Below are 14,810 nucleotides of genomic sequence, written 5' to 3' on the forward strand. Positions count from 1 at the left end.
CTCACGCGTTACTCACCCGTCCGCCACTAGTTCCCTAAAGAACCCGTTCGACTTGCATGTGTTAAGCAGACCGCCAGCGTTCATCCTGAGCCAGGATCAAACTCTCCATTTTGAGTTAAGTTAGTTCCGGCTCCGAAACGAAGATTTTAACGTTTCGGTTCCTCTGTTTAGATTCGGTTGTCCAATGCCTGGTTCAACCTTGAGTTTCTTTGACGAGGTTAATTTAGTCTAGTGCTTTCAAACTATTGATTTGTCTAGGTTCGGGGCGCTTTGGGAGCAGTTGCCTGTCTCAAGCGCATCTACCAATTTATATCCTCATTCTTCAAGTGTCAACCCCTTGGATGATCTTTTTTGGTAATGCCCTAAATCCCGTTTTACGGATGCATTTACGCAAAAATGGATTATGGGTTTCAGGCATTTGTGGAGGTTTCTATGAATTTTCAGGCAGTGATAGCTACGCTGCATCAGTTCTGGGGCGATCGCGGTTGCTTAATTGCACAGCCTTACGACACAGAGAAAGGCGCGGGCACTATGAGTCCCCATACGTTTTTGAGAGCGATCGGGTCTGAGCCTTGGTCTGTAGCTTATGTTGAACCATGCCGACGACCAACAGATGGACGTTATGGCGAAAATCCTAATCGTTACCAGCACTACTATCAGTACCAAGTTTTGATTAAGCCTTCGCCAGAGAATATTCAGGAGATTTATTTAGACTCCCTTAAGGCGTTGGGTATTCGTCCTGAAGACCATGACATTCGGTTTGTCGAGGATAATTGGGAAGCTCCAACACTGGGTGCTTGGGGTGTTGGTTGGGAAGTATGGTTAGACGGGATGGAAATTACCCAATTTACATATTTCCAACAGTGCGGCGGTATTGACTGTCGTCCCGTCTCCATTGAAATTACTTATGGTCTCGAACGACTAGTAATGTATCTTCAGGAAGTCGATGCTTTCCCTAAAATTCGCTGGAATGACCAGATTAGCTATGGGGATGTTCACCTTCAGGGAGAAATAGAGCAGTGTACCTATAATTTTGAGGCTTCCAATCCGGATTTGTTGTTTACCCTATTTGAACTCTATGAGCAGGAGGCAGAGCAACTTAGCAAAAAAGGGCTTGTTCTACCTACACTTGACTACGTGTTGAAATGTTCTCATACTTTCAATCTGCTTGATGCTAGAGGTGTTATTTCGGTCACAGAGCGGACACGTTACATTGGCAAAATCCGTCACCTGGCAAGACAAGTAGCTCAGCTTTACCTACAGCAACGGCAAAGTTTAGGATTTCCCCTAGAGAAAGTCACTGTTTAAAAATATAAGAACCGCCAGTTTAGCTAAAAGTGCGACTGTTGCCACTGGAAAATCTTTACTTCATCGAGTGGCTTGATTAACTTAGCAGAGAGATAACTGAACAGACAGCAAAACTGACATGGAAGGAGCTTTAAAAACTAATGGCAAATATCAGTCAGCTACTAGAACCAATTGCCAATCAATTTCGGAGTTTAGGAATTCCTGATCCCATTGTGCATTGGGGGCACCCATTGATGATGGCAATTGTAGTCTTTGTAATGGGTAGTTTTATTGGTTTAGCAGGATGGCGCGGACGGGTGATAGCTGATTCAACATTGGCAATGAAAAGTCGAGCTGATCACCGTAAGCTTGCTCCTTGGATGTTTATTTTTGTAGCTTTGGGATACATCGGTGGAGTTTTATCGCTAGTGATGCAGCATGAAGCCGTTTTGGAAAGTCCCCACTTTTGGACTGGTTCAATTGTACTGATTTTATTAGCCGCTAATGGCATTATCTCGTTCACTGGCTTTGGTGGTAACAGAGCTTTACTGCGTACTGTTCACGCCTACTTGGGAAGTACAGCACTTTGTTTACTGTTCCTTCATGCTGTACTGGGGTTCAAGCTGGGTTTAGCAATCTAATGAATCCTGCTAGTGGTGTTCTACTGAGTTTGGCTTATATTTGTGGTTTGCTGTTGACAGCAAGTCTAGACTTAGCAACTCGCTCTGTTTCCTGGCAAGAGCTAGGTGTACTAATTTTAGGGATATTTGTATTGGGGATAGTGGGGGCGATCGCTATACCTCGATTTTGGCGAACAGGACCCAAACCAAGGCTGTGGCTAGCTGCTGGATTAGTTGGAGCCATAGCACCTCTTTATTTTCAAGCACGAGTGCTACAACCAACATCGAATGACATTAGCCAGTTTGTTCGTTCAACTAATGGCACAGTCCAAGAGCAAGTTGTCACGGTTCAAGGCATAGTTCAGAATCTCCCTCGCCTTACACGTTCTTCAAAAGGACAATTCTGGTTAGAAGTAAAGCAATTGAATGAGGTTGAAAGCAGCAATCAGGCAGGTGTTACTAGTAAGGGAGTGACGGGTAAGCTTTATGTTACGGTACCCCTACTTCAGGCGACTGGTATTTATCCTGGTCAAAACATAGCTGTCACTGGTGTTCTATACAAACCTAAGCCAGCCTCAAACCCTGGTGATTTTGACTTTAGGGCTTATTTGGCAAGAGAAGGCACCTTTGCTGGTTTTAGCGGACGTCAAGTTAGTGAATCAGAGGAACAGCAAGCACGTCGCTGGGGTCGCTGGGTCTTGCAGCAGCGAATTCTTCGTTCACAAGTACTGTGGCTTGGTAGTCCAGCCGGAGCGCTTGTGAGTTCCATGGTTTTAGGAAGTCGAGCAGTGGACATACCCTACGACATCCGGGATCAATTTATTAAAAGTGGATTGGCTCATACTTTAGCCGCTTCTGGAACTCAAACTTCTCTGATTTTAGGTTTCGTACTGGTTCTAACTAAACGTCTTTCGGTGAAAGCGCAGTTAGCTTTTGGAACGATTGCTTTAGGAATTTTTGTCGCTTTAACAGGGTTACAAGCCTCGGTGCTGCGAGCCGCAATTATGGGTTTTGGAGCCTTGCTTGCGTTGGTAACACAACGGAAGGTGAAGCCATTAGGCTCATTGCTAGTTGCAGCAACAGGGTTGCTGATTTTCAATCCACTTTGGATTTGGGATTTGGGATTTCAGTTAAGCTTTTTGGCAACTTTGGGATTGCTAGTCACTGTACCACCACTAACAAAGCGACTAGACTGGCTACCACCTGCGATCACGTCCTTAATTACAATTCCCCTTGCTGCGGCGTTATGGACATTACCTCTACAATTGCATGTCTTTGGCATGGTGGCACCCTACAGCACAGCAGCAAATATCATTTGTGCACCATTAATCGCTCTCATCAGTCTTGGTGGTATCATCAGTGCCCTAGCTGCACTAATCTCCCCAGTCATAGGAAGCGCACTTGCTTGGTTGCTTAACTATCCAACTCAGTTATTGATGGCGTTGGTGGGATTTTTTAATAGGTTACCCGGAAGCTCGGTAGCCGTTGGCACAATTTCACTGTTGCCGTTGCTGCTAATCTACGGGTTGATTGGGATAAGCTCCACGAGAAAGAAGTTGCAACGCCACTGGTGGATGGTTGTTTTAGTAGCTCTATCGTTGATTGCCTTCCCTCTTTGGCAGACAAAAGCTGCTCAGTATCGAGTAACAGTGCTAGCCGCAGCTCAAGAGCAGGTTTTGATAATTCAAGATCATGGACAAGTCACATTGCTTAATAGTGGAGAAGAGGATACTGCACGTTTTACGGTGCTGCCTTTTTTGCAGAAGCAGGGTGTGAATCAAATTGATTGGGCGATTGCTCTCGATTCACAACCTCGTCTTAGAAGTGGTTGGCTCCAAATGCTGGAAAGCTTACCTGTAAAGGAATTTTACGACAGTGCTGATTCGTTGCCAGCGTCAGCCAACACCCAAGGGAAGGATGCAATTGCATCTTCCTCTGCGATCGCCAATGCCGTCCAATCCCAACAAGGTGACTACCAGTCAGTGTCAGTCGGTCAAACTCTGTCTGTTGGCTCTACACCAATTGAATTGATTAATGCTCAACCTGCAGTATTACAACTGAAAATTCAAGAGCAAATGTGGTTGCTTTTGGGAGAAGTTCAGCCGGATATACAAAAGCAGTTAGCAAAAACCAACAATCTCCGTCAGATTCAAGTGCTGTTATGGACTGGAGAACCTTTAATCCCAGACTTATTAGCGGTTCTACAGCCGAAATTCGCGATCGCCTCATCATCTAAGACAGTAGACCTAGACACAGCGCAGCTACTACGAAAAGCAAAGATTCCTCTCTACTGGACGGGGCGTGATGGAGCCATCCAGTGGACACCCAACGGTGGTTTTGAAACAACCTTGGAGGCAACCAATAATGATGCATCGCTACTTTAGTCAGTCAACAAGTATTGCAAAACGAACTCGTAATGAGTATGATTTAGAAGTAAGGAATTGAGGTAGCAACTCGCAACATGGTAGATATAAGAGAAATTCCTCTGCGGGAAATTCGCCGCCCCCTACCGCGAGAGAATGATCAAAACAAGGTAACCGCTCTAATGGAGTCAATTAAAGAGGAGGGGTTGCGCGAACCCATTGATGTTCTGGAAGTGGATGGGCAGTATTATGGCTTTTCAGGTTGCCATAGATTTGAGGCTCACAAACGCCTAGGCAAAGAAACAATTCGTTGCCGCGTTCGCAAAGCGCCTCGCTCAGTTCTACAGAGGCACTTGGCTTAATCACTGACGAGTTATTGCCATGCACCACTTCAACTCATACTCAATCGAGTCGAGTGGTTGGTATAAGGATGAGGAAAACTTCTCTCCAAATCTTCCCTATCAAGTACGATGACGAGTGTAACTCAAGCTCAAAACAGATTGCGACTTACTCAATATCGAGAGAGCTGTAAGTAGCTACTGGATAAAAAATTTCTGAATTAGGAGACAACAATGCAAACTCAAGACAAAAACTTACCAGTAGATATCGGCATTGAAGAAGAAAGCCGAAAAGAAATTGCTGACGGACTTTCTCGCGTTCTTGCCGATACTTACTCGTTGTATCTGAAAACTCACTACTTCCACTGGAACGTTACTGGGCCTCAATTTAATTCGCTGCATCTGATGTTTGAGCAACAATATACAGAGCTAGCAATTGCTGTTGATGATATTGCTGAAAGAATCAGAGCGCTTGGCGTGTTTGCTCCTGGCTCTTACAGTGCCTTTGCAGAATTAAGTTCAATTCCAGAAACTAGTGAAGTTCCCTCGGCTGAAGAAATGGTGCGTTTACTTGTAGAAGGCAATGAAGCTGTAGCGAGGACAGCGCGTTCAGTATTTCCTGCTACTGAACGCGGGAAAGACGAATCCACTGCTGACTTGTTGACTGGTCGGTTGCGTGTCCATGAAAAGACTGCGTGGATGCTGCGTAGTATTCTCAATGCCCAGTAAAACCTAGCATCTAAAGTTGCGAAGGTTAGTTATTCTAACGTGACGTGCAGCTTTGAAAAAACCTAAGCCTCACCCCTCTTCCCTACAAGGTGAAGAGCTAGGGAAAAGGTTAGAGTGAAAGGCTACACATCACGTTATTCTAAGCTGTTAAATGGTTTAGTATTTCCTTCCAACTGGTACTTAGCTAGACAAATGGGTGTGGAACACATGACTCTCTCTTCAAAGCAAGACTATACCCAGCTATTGCAACAATTGATGCAACGGCTGGGTTTTTCCAGTTACAGGCAACTTAGCCGAAGTGCGGGGGTTTCAGAAAAGCAACTGAGGCGTTTACGCAGTGGAGAGGTCTCGCAGATTCGAGTAGAAACTTTGTTAAAGCTTTCTCAAGCCTTGCAGGTATCGGCAAGCGAATTGCTGGCAACTTTTTCATTAGAGTCTACTGCCCCTGCTTCTCAGTTCACTGGGGATGAAGTGGAGGCATTGAGGCAAGAATATCAACGCCTACAAGCAAAGTCAGAGCAACAGCAAGAAGCTTTAAGGCAGGAGTTCCAGCAGTCGAGTTTACAAACGTTGGAATCTTGGCTTCTACAATGGCCAACAGCGGCTCATGCGGCACAACAAAATCCCCAGTTACCAGCCGTTAGATTAGTGCCTTTAGTTCGACCAATGGAACAGTTGTTACAAGAGTGGGGAGTAGAAGCGATCGCTTCCGTTGGATCTGAACTACCTTATGATCCACAATGGCATCAACTGATGGAGGGGACAGCTAAATTCGGAGAAATCGTTAGAGTTCGGTATACGGGTTACCGTTGGCAAGAGAAACTACTATACCGCGCCAAAGTTAGTCCAGTTGTCGATGCTAGCCAAGTCTGATTTCCTTGTTCAGCCTACTCAACGGTTCGTCCTAATGGCTGACCTAATGATCTCCCATTTGACTGATGGTCTTTCTGTATAGATTTGTTGCAATAACTATAGTCTCAAAGTGTGGAGAACGATTTATGCGTCCTATAAATATAGGTTTATCAGAAGAACAGCGCCAAGGCGTGACCGACTTGTTGAATCATGATTTAGCAGATATGTATCTGCTATTAATCAAAACAAAGAAGTACCACTGGGATGTTGTTGGACCCCAGTTCCGCTCTTTGCATCAACTGTGGGAAGAGCACTACACAACCTTGACAGAAACTATCGATTCAGCGGCTGAGCGAATTCGTTCCTTAGGTGGTTATCCTGTTGGTACCGCTGAAGGGTTCCTGAAATATGCTTCGATTAAGGAAGATCCTGGTACTCTTCCTAATGCTAACGGCATGGTAGAAAACCTAGTCTCGGATCACGAGCAAATCATCCGTAATCTACGTGACCACATTGATCAGTGTTCTGACAAGTATCACGATGAAGGCACTGCTGACTTTCTAACTGGACTCATGGAAGGGCACGAGGAGATGGCTTGGATGTTGCGCTCCTTTATTGAAGGTCAATCGATTTCTCCAGACGGCAGCTTATCTTCACAAGGTCTCAAAGTTCCTGTTGAAACAAGTAATTAGTTAAAAGATATTACTTAGGAGGTGGGGATTTCCCACCTCTTTTTGCTATAGGTACTGATACAGATTGGTACTTATTAAAAGTTGCCTGTTAGGTAGACTGGAAGGGTTCTAGCCAGCGAATAACTTCCCGCTTGAGCTGATGGAGGTCGCGATACACTTCTTGCTTCATCCACTGACCAACAGCATCAAAAGGAGTAAAGACTGAACCCGTCCGCCAGTTAACATCTTGTCCCAATGGCGTAACATGGCTGCCATTTAGTGTCTGGATGACAACCATATTGGGGAAGCGTTCTTGTAAAACTTGGGTCAAGCTAGAAGTTTGGTCGATGTCATCGTTAGTAAATTTAATTAGCAAATTACGACGAACTTGGTAGCGCTGGGCAATAAGCTCGTTAGTTTCTAGGGGTGATGGTCTAAACTCAACGTTGAATGCAGGATTGATATTCAACTGTTCAATAAAAGGAATTGCGCGAGTTGCAGGGTAATTGTTGAAGGAAATCAAGATATTACCAGCACGTTCGACTTTGAATAGGCTACCGATCAACAGATGTAGTTTGCAGCCCATACTATGTCCAAGACCATAGATAGGCATATACCGTTTGCGTAAAACATTTGTTGTTTGTAGCCGCTCTAAGGTTGTCTCAAATCGGTTGAGAACGTCGCGTGCGATCGCGGCATGATCCAACGTATTCACGAATGGCGTTGCAATTATTGCATAGCCCTGACGCCCTAGTTGTTCAAGTAACCAGCGATAGGTCACTTGGGGGGCAGCAGCAACGAAAGCGCCACCCAGGAAATGTATAATTGCGCTGGGACGCGGAGGAATTAAAACCCAGCAACCAGATACTTCTTGCCAGTCCATTCAATGCTTAGGTAGTTAATCTATCTGTTTATTGTATAAATTCTTTTAGCTTTCGTTTTCGGTTAGTTCAACTCAACCTTATAAATTTTGTCTTTGACCATTACGGAATCTCCTTCTACCAATTTCCTTGAACGTCTAGTCTCTGTACTACCGTTGACTTTCACTTCACCACCTTGAATCATTAATTTCGCTTCACCACCTGTAGAAGCAGCACCGACCCATTTCAAAAATTGATCTAGCTTAATATTTTGGTCATTTATCATCATAAATACTTATTTTTTGGTGAATAATACTATACTTAGCTATTGCTTAACGCAACAGCTCACTATTGATATAAATAAGTCCTAAAAAGAGAATTTAGCCAAGACTCATACCATTCATTTCTGATACTAATAGTTTGCCTTCTCCTCCATAAAACCAAACATAACCTTCTCCACCTCCTTTCCCAAAATGTCCTAATTTCCGATACTCTTCTTCAATTCCATTTGTAAACCCTTTGACCATATCATAATCAGCCATTAGGGTTTCACCTTTCTTTATTTCAATAATCCTGGCTGGTGCAGTTGTACCTACTACAGCTTTAGATGTCTGCCCAGATAAAGCTCTAAGCACAATTCTCCATCTTCCGTCATTAGAACCAGCTACTTGCCGGAATTTTAAGCGTTTTGTACCTATAACCACATTATCAGAACAAAACTGGAATATACCATCATCAAACTCCCATTGATCTGAATCGGATAGCTCAATGAGTGTGTAATGCAGAAAATTTCCTTTTTGTCTGGGTTCTAAGTGAATTGTACCAGTGCCTTGATAGACCGGAGCGTTATAGTCCATTTCTGTCATCAAAGATACCCACATATCTTTCAAACGGTTATCGGTTTTATAAACTCCATAATTCAACCGACCAACACAGCTATACAACATGCCTTTCTGGATTATTACTCCAGAATTATCTAGGTAAATCTCGACTTGCTGAACAAAGGGAATATTTTTGGTTGGGTGATAAAACCTATTGGTCTCTTTATTGATATTATTTTGTAAGTACCATAAATCTGTAGGCTCCAAAACTTTAACTTGATATTTCATCGTTTTTACCCCTAGTTTTACATTAAATACATTAAAACTTTTACTATGGATTTTTAGCAAGTTAAAAGTGTAACAGATTATCGAATAGTGAGTATCCCTTTTCCGCTACAGTGAGGTGAAATCTGAATTCTACAAGTGACAACTATAAATACATGGAGTAAGCAAAAGGCCTAGATGTTTCATATTTTTACCCACTATATGGAGAAAAAACCTTGGGTATAGAACTACGCAGTTATGTATTTCTCGATAGCTTGCAACCTCAGCACGCGGCATACATGGGGACGGTGGCGCTGGGGTTCTTGCCATTGCCAGGAGATACATCGTTGTGGGTGGAAATCTCACCAGGTATCGAAATTAACCGAATTACGGATGTTGCCCTAAAATCTACCTCAGTCCGTCCAGGGGTGCTGGTTGTCGAACGACTTTACGGGCTTTTAGAAGTTCATTCCAGCCAACAAGGAGAGACGCGGGCAGCAGGGAAGGCAATTTTGGACGCGCTAGGAGTTCGCCAACAGGATTGTCTCAAACCGCGTGTCATTTCTAGCCAGATTATCCGCAATATTGATGCTCACCAAACACAATTAATTAATCGTACCCGCCGTGGACAGATGATTCTAGCAGGGCAAACACTTTATGTATTGGAAGTCGAGCCAGCCGCTTATGCTGCTCTCGCTGCCAATGAGGCAGAGAAGGCGGCAATGATTAACATCTTGCAGGTTCAAGCGGTTGGCAGCTTCGGACGCCTCTACCTAGGTGGTGCAGAACGGGATATTCTCGCAGGTTCTAGAGCGGCATTAGGGGCAATTGAAAGCGTGGCAGGTCGTGAGAATCCGGCTGCTATGCGTAACGAATAGGTAACAAATCCCTTGAGTGTTGAAAATAGGCTACATCAGTTGATCTACGCGATCGCGTCCATTAAGGTAATTGCGCCTTAACGTGCGGTCATTCGGTTAAAGTTTTTAGTTGGCACTACTTTTCTTCAGCAAGGGAGACTTAGTTGATGGCAAACCTGGAGCATCTTGCGCTACTTGAGAAGGGTGCAGTGAGATGGATTGAGTGGAGAACGAGAAACGATCAAATAGCACCAGACTTAAGTGAAGCTGACCTTAGAGGCGCAAATCTTAGAGGGGCAAACCTCTGCGGCGCGAATTTGCGAAAAGCTGATTTATCCAAGGCTCGACTAATTACAGCAAACCTCAGCCACGCAAACCTTAGCAATGCTGAGCTTCCGAATGCTGCCCTAATTGAAGCTAATCTCCGTGAGGTGTCCTTGATTGATGCGAACCTCCACAACGCTGACCTTAGAGGTGCTGACCTCACTGAAGCAAACGTGATCGGAGCCGATCTCAGAGGCGCTAATCTGTTTGGGGCTGACCTCAGAGGCGCTAATCTAGTTGGTGCCAGTCTCAGAAAGGCTAACCTCAAAGGAGCTGATCTGGGCGCAGCAAAGCTAAGCAGGATTAATCTTAGTGAGTCTGATCTTATGGACGCAAACCTCAGCCATGCTGATCTCAGCTACGCCAACCTCTACGAAGCTGAACTGATTGGTGCTTACCTTTACATGGCTGACCTCCACAACGCTAATCTAAGCGAGGCTCACCTTAGTCGCGCATACATGTTGGGGGCTAACCTAAGCGAGGCTGATCTCAAAAGGGCTGATTTCAGATGGACGAACCTCAGTAAAGCGAACTTGCAAGGCGCTGACTGTCGAGGGACTAATCTTAGAGGCGCGAACCTTAGTAAAGCGAATCTGCACCATGCTAATCTCCAAGGGGCAATTATGCCTGATGGCACAACCCACGATTAGCGGTCAACGGTAAAACTGTGCGTTGTATAAAAACTACAACCTAAAGTTCTGCTGGAGGTACTACTGGCACATAAGGAATTGCGAAAAACCCTCGTAAGTCTTTGCTGCCCTTGGACATCAGTTGTGTACACTTAAAACCCAAAACGGTTTTCTTTCGGGGAGGAACGCCAGGAACAAAAGTAGTTCCTACAGGTACTCTTTCAACCTGAATAATGACATCATCTCGTTGGGGATAGTTTGGGTCATAGATATTTATATCAATTGTGGTAGCTGAGACTTCAGAGTAGCCGTATGCCAAAACCTGGTGATTGTTCCAAATTTCTAACGTATTACTTCCGCTAACATAAACAAGTCCCAAGACAACTGCATTTCCATCATCTAACTTGGCACGAATTTCCTCAAATTCATCATAGGTACGCTTTTGAGTACCAAGGACGGTATCGTCTGGTAATACCATCCACTGAGCGAACTTAGCAACGTACTCGCCGAACGCCCCGTAAGTGTCGATTTGCCGTCGATAGAGATATTGATTCAATACTGAACCTTTTGCTGGCACAGTAGTTTGTGAAGGAATACTCCGACCTGCTAGGAGAAAGTCATAAGCAGCACAAGACATCCCACCGCAAAGACCATAGTCACTTTCAACGGTTGATAAATTTGGCAAATTTGGAATCGAAAAAGGCAGTGCATAGCCAGAAAAGTTGTTGATGAATTTGAACCCATGTACAGACGGTTTGAAGTCAAAGGCAGGAATTTCCGGTAAGCGGAACTCACTTTGGAATGGCACCATGAAAGCTGTATGCACACAACGGCGACCATTGAAGGTATAGCGGAATTCTAAGTACGGTAAATAGATATCTGTAATATCAGGAATGCGTCGTGTACGAGTCGTCAGTGTCCAGTCCCAAGGTGGGTTATGCGGTTCTTGGGTGCTAATGGTGTTGTAGTCAAGATAGCGAGAGGGTTCAAAGTGAACCGTAAATTTCCCTTGACTGTTTGAACGACCAGGGTCAACGGTTAAATCATCATCACCCTTCCCCGGTTCATCCTTATCGAAAACACGAACAAGAACGCTTTGAGCCGGGAAGCCATTAGCAAAAAGAACTTTTCCTGAAAATTTTTCAGCCATTGTTCACCGCTTCTGCACTTTAGAGCCTTGAGCCAAGCCTTATTGCGATCAACTACAAGAACAGTGGTTAGATCTCGGCACTTGAGTAACATTTTGTAAAATTATTTACGAAACGCGATCGCACGTACTGTTTTAGGTGCTGGACTCATGTCCCAGTATCCACAGCCTTACCCATCTTGCCTTCCTCACTTGCAAGGAGAAGCAAAACAATCAAAAAGCTTACCATGCCAACATTCTGGCGCACAGGTACTGTCTCTGCAAAAGCTATATTTTTGTGTAAACTCCCCAGGCAAGATTCGAACTTGCGACCAATCGGTTAACAGCCGACCGCTCTACCACTGAGCTACTGAGGATTGAGTAGCTAACGTTTGTCACGATTAATAATATTACCGACAAAGAGCACCGTTTGGCAAGTACATTGGCAAATTTTAGTGAAAATACTGTTGCCACCCCCTGGCTAATTCTAATATGAAGGTAGAGCTAGGTTATCTTTGTCCTTTTCCCTTCTAGAAATTCCATGCTGACCCATCACCGCAGGCCTGTTTGTCTTTCTCTGGTATCTATTGACCTGCCAATTTGGTCTAGCGTGGAAACGGCTGCAACGCTGTACCAAAAAGACAAGGAACGGTTTCACCTGTTGTTGAGAGAGCCAACCCTTCCTGATTGGGAGCCAGAACCAACGACAGCTGATGATACAAGCCAGCCACATCAGCCAACGTTCCGACTCCTATGGCTAGAAATCTCACCATACCGGGTGATTATGACAATGCAGGAAAACGGTAAATTGAGTTATCGTCACCTGTGGGAGCGAGGAACTTACGGCATCAGCCGCTATTGGCTGCAAGGTGACTCGCTTCAGGGATTTGAGTCATTACGTTTACGAAATTATACTCGGAGTTTGAAGCTAGAGGGTTATCCCCTACCTCAAAATCTGCAACTGGAGTATGAGCTATGGTCAGAAAAACTGCAGTTAGGTCGCTATGTCTTAAACTTACGAATTCATAACTAAGCTAATCCGCCTTGAAGGGATTACCTCAAGATGCAGGTTAAATGTCAGAGAAGGTTAACGTCCTATGACAATTACTCCTGTATTACAAGCGGCTCTACTCATTTTCAGACCTAAGCAGTTAGCTCCATAGCAGTTAACGGTCAGCTATCAGCCATCAGCTTTTTTGTTTTCCTGACTAGTAGTGCTTATTATTATTGATTTAGTTGTACCTTATGTAATTGGGCAAATTCTCAATGTCTTGTCTAGTCAACCTCTGGATAAACCATTGCAAAACCTCGTGAAGAGTATTGCAGCCATTACCCAAAATCGCCCAAATCAATTTATCTCACTCGCAGTACTACTGGGAATAATTTTCCTTGTTACCGTTGTTAGAGCGCCTATTCAAGTCTGGTTGAGTACTTGGTTTCATTGGGCTATCGCACTTCGCGCCCGTCGTGATCATTCCCAAAAAGCTCTCGAAAAAATCCTCACTTTACCTGTGGAATTTTACGATGAAAACAACCCTGGACGGATTGCTGGACGAGTAGCTAGAGGTGTTGCCAATCATACCTGGACTTATCCAGAAATCGCTGGGCAACTCATTCCTAAACTGGGGCGAGTGCTTGGCATCTTTGTGATTATCTGGTTCATCGAATGGCGCATCGCTGTTTTATTTCTAATTTCATTTGTGCTGATCTTAGGCTTTAGTCTAAAAGATCTAAAGGCACTAATCGCCAAAGAATCAAAATTAGATAGACATCAAGAAAATACAGAAAGTCGTACTTCGGAAATTATCACTAACGTTAAAACGGTTAAAGCCTTTGCAACCGAAGCAGCGGAACTGAAACGACAGCGACAACGTTTAGACCGTGAATTGAAGGTAGTCTTGTACAGCATCCACTTGGGTTACATCAAGTTAAACACCTGGCAAAAAACAGTCATCCAGATTTGTGTTTTTGGCTTACTTGCTCTTACTCTGCTGGCAACGATACAAGGACATATTTCCTTGGGACACTTTGTTACGACGTTGACTATCTCTAGCATGGCTTATGCGGAGTTAGAACCCATTAGTCAGCTTGCTGAAGTCTTTGCTCGTCGTTATGCTTCGATACTGCACTTTCATGAGTTTATGGAGCAGCCAGTTGGTAGGGATGCTGCTGGCATTGTCCTGGATTCAACAGATACGGCAAAATCCTATCAATTTACAGGCAAAGTTGAATTTTCTCATCTGAATTTCAGCTATGACTCCAGACGACCTGTTTTACAGGATGTTCAGCTTTTAATTGAACCTTATCAAACTGTGGCTTTGGTTGGGCGATCGGGTTCTGGGAAGTCTACGCTGGTTAAACTCTTGTTCCGGTACTTTGAACCGAATCAAGGTTGCATCTTAATGGATGGTTTAGACATTTGTAATCTGGATATCACTGCGTATCGGAAACGTTTGGCAATCGTTCACCAGGCAGAAGAAGACAACCTCCTTTTATCTTGTTTTTAACAGGAGTGGTAGGACTTGAACCTACAGCAGCCAATTTAGAAGATTGGTACTCTATCCAGTTGAGTTACACTCCCATAATTGGTAGTCCTGACAGGGCTTGAACCTGTGACATCCTCTTTGTAAGAGAGGCGCTCTCCCAACTGAGCTACAGGACTACAAGAGCGGATGATGGGATTTGAACCCATGCGCTGAGACTGGCAGACTCAGATGCTAACCACTACATCACACCCGCATTTTGAAAGAGCGGATAACGAGGCTTGAACTCATACCTAAAGCTTGGAAGGCTCAGATGCTACCGTTACACCTCACCGTTCGGTCATTTGGATGACCCAGTAGCCAAATAACCAGCCTCAAGTGTAGTCTGACTAAGCAATTGCACGATTTGGCAGATGCTTCAGGGGGCGGAGACTGAAGGGAACAAGTTCAGAACGAGTGGATGATGTGCCAGTAGTGATCAAATGGTTAAGCCAGATGCAGATTGAGGCGCTAATCAACCAAGAAGTACCACCACCACATGGCAACCGAAAGGGATTAAGCTACGGTCAACTAGCTGTGTTGCTGT

15 protein-coding genes, 4 tRNA genes and 1 rRNA gene are annotated in these 14,810 nt (G+C 44.4%); 11 read left to right on the forward strand and 9 right to left on the reverse strand.

The window, feature by feature from the left end:
- Positions 1-112, reverse strand: a 16S ribosomal RNA gene (locus H6F98_RS05485); the annotation flags it as partial.
- A 320-nt stretch (positions 113-432) separates the two neighbouring features.
- Between H6F98_RS05485 and glyQ the strand changes: the two genes are divergently transcribed.
- From glyQ to H6F98_RS05520, 7 genes are all read left to right on the forward strand, one after another.
- On the forward strand, positions 433-1,308 hold the full coding sequence (gene glyQ, locus H6F98_RS05490; RefSeq protein WP_192217667.1) for a glycine--tRNA ligase subunit alpha: 876 nt from the start codon (positions 433-435) through the stop codon (positions 1,306-1,308).
- A gap of 140 nt (positions 1,309-1,448) precedes the next feature.
- Entirely contained in the window at positions 1,449-1,928 is a 480-nt protein-coding gene (locus H6F98_RS05495) for a DUF4079 domain-containing protein (RefSeq protein ID WP_192217668.1), read from the forward strand.
- Positions 1,928-4,291 carry a ComEC/Rec2 family competence protein gene (locus H6F98_RS05500; RefSeq protein ID WP_192217669.1) on the forward strand — a complete coding sequence of 788 codons (2,364 nt, stop codon included), beginning with the start codon at positions 1,928-1,930 and terminating at the stop codon, positions 4,289-4,291. Before H6F98_RS05495 ends, H6F98_RS05500 begins: the two co-directional genes overlap by 1 nt.
- 77 nt (positions 4,292-4,368) lie before the next feature.
- On the forward strand, positions 4,369-4,632 hold the full coding sequence (locus tag H6F98_RS05505; protein ID WP_192217670.1) for a ParB N-terminal domain-containing protein: 264 nt from the start codon (positions 4,369-4,371) through the stop codon (positions 4,630-4,632).
- Positions 4,633-4,842: 210 nt separating this feature from the next.
- The gene (locus H6F98_RS05510) at positions 4,843-5,337 is read left to right on the forward strand and encodes a Dps family protein (RefSeq protein WP_192217671.1); all 495 of its coding nucleotides are present in this window, start codon (positions 4,843-4,845) and stop codon (positions 5,335-5,337) included.
- Positions 5,338-5,544: 207 nt separating this feature from the next.
- A complete protein-coding gene (gene grpE, locus H6F98_RS05515; RefSeq protein WP_192217672.1) occupies positions 5,545-6,210 on the forward strand; it encodes a nucleotide exchange factor GrpE in 666 nt (221 codons plus the stop codon).
- Between the two features lie 125 nt (positions 6,211-6,335).
- Positions 6,336-6,881: a Dps family protein gene (locus tag H6F98_RS05520; protein WP_192217673.1), complete on the forward strand. Its 546-nt coding sequence runs from the start codon at positions 6,336-6,338 to the stop codon at positions 6,879-6,881.
- A gap of 88 nt (positions 6,882-6,969) precedes the next feature.
- Here H6F98_RS05520 and H6F98_RS05525 read toward each other — a convergent pair whose 3' ends face one another.
- The 3 genes from H6F98_RS05525 to H6F98_RS05535 form a co-directional block, all read right to left on the reverse strand.
- Positions 6,970-7,743, reverse strand: a complete 774-nt coding sequence (locus H6F98_RS05525; protein WP_192217674.1) for a DUF1350 family protein — start codon at positions 7,741-7,743, stop codon at positions 6,970-6,972.
- A gap of 62 nt (positions 7,744-7,805) precedes the next feature.
- Entirely contained in the window at positions 7,806-8,009 is a 204-nt protein-coding gene (locus tag H6F98_RS05530; protein WP_192217675.1) for an RNA-binding S4 domain-containing protein, read from the reverse strand.
- Between the two features lie 91 nt (positions 8,010-8,100).
- Positions 8,101-8,829: an AIM24 family protein gene (locus H6F98_RS05535; protein ID WP_192217676.1), complete on the reverse strand. Its 729-nt coding sequence runs from the start codon at positions 8,827-8,829 to the stop codon at positions 8,101-8,103.
- A 212-nt stretch (positions 8,830-9,041) separates the two neighbouring features.
- On the opposite strand from H6F98_RS05535, the gene H6F98_RS05540 reads away from it, so the two are divergent.
- Together H6F98_RS05540 and H6F98_RS05545 are read left to right on the forward strand one after the other, a co-directional pair.
- Complete coding sequence (locus H6F98_RS05540) at positions 9,042-9,683, forward strand: hypothetical protein (RefSeq protein WP_192217677.1); 642 nt, start codon at positions 9,042-9,044, stop codon at positions 9,681-9,683.
- 146 nt (positions 9,684-9,829) lie between these two features.
- Positions 9,830-10,636 (forward strand): pentapeptide repeat-containing protein, encoded by an 807-nt coding sequence (locus H6F98_RS05545; RefSeq protein ID WP_192217678.1) that lies wholly within the window; start codon positions 9,830-9,832, stop codon positions 10,634-10,636.
- Between the two features lie 40 nt (positions 10,637-10,676).
- Here H6F98_RS05545 and H6F98_RS05550 read toward each other — a convergent pair whose 3' ends face one another.
- The gene (locus H6F98_RS05550) at positions 10,677-11,765 is read right to left on the reverse strand and encodes a hypothetical protein (protein WP_192217679.1); all 1,089 of its coding nucleotides are present in this window, start codon (positions 11,763-11,765) and stop codon (positions 10,677-10,679) included.
- A 281-nt stretch (positions 11,766-12,046) separates the two neighbouring features.
- Positions 12,047-12,118 (reverse strand) — tRNA-Asn (locus H6F98_RS05555).
- Between the two features lie 164 nt (positions 12,119-12,282).
- Here H6F98_RS05555 and H6F98_RS05560 point away from each other — a divergent pair.
- Entirely contained in the window at positions 12,283-12,774 is a 492-nt protein-coding gene (locus tag H6F98_RS05560) for a hypothetical protein (protein ID WP_192217680.1), read from the forward strand.
- A 181-nt stretch (positions 12,775-12,955) separates the two neighbouring features.
- Positions 12,956-14,248, forward strand: a complete 1,293-nt coding sequence (locus H6F98_RS05565) for an ABC transporter transmembrane domain-containing protein (protein WP_192217681.1) — start codon at positions 12,956-12,958, stop codon at positions 14,246-14,248.
- On the opposite strand, the gene H6F98_RS05570 is transcribed toward H6F98_RS05565, so the two are convergent.
- The 3 genes from H6F98_RS05570 to H6F98_RS05580 all read right to left on the reverse strand — a co-directional run bounded on the left by H6F98_RS05570 (position 14,249) and on the right by H6F98_RS05580 (position 14,480).
- Positions 14,249-14,322: transfer RNA gene (locus tag H6F98_RS05570), tRNA-Arg, on the reverse strand. It abuts the gene before it with no gap.
- Positions 14,323-14,327: 5 nt separating this feature from the next.
- Positions 14,328-14,403: transfer RNA gene (locus H6F98_RS05575), tRNA-Val, on the reverse strand.
- A gap of 5 nt (positions 14,404-14,408) precedes the next feature.
- Positions 14,409-14,480, reverse strand: a tRNA-Gly gene (locus H6F98_RS05580).
- Positions 14,481-14,810 lie beyond the last annotated feature (330 nt).

This window comes from Microcoleus sp. FACHB-SPT15, assembly GCF_014849525.1.
GTDB classification, from domain to species: domain Bacteria; phylum Cyanobacteriota; class Cyanobacteriia; order Cyanobacteriales; family Coleofasciculaceae; genus Symplocastrum; species Symplocastrum torsivum.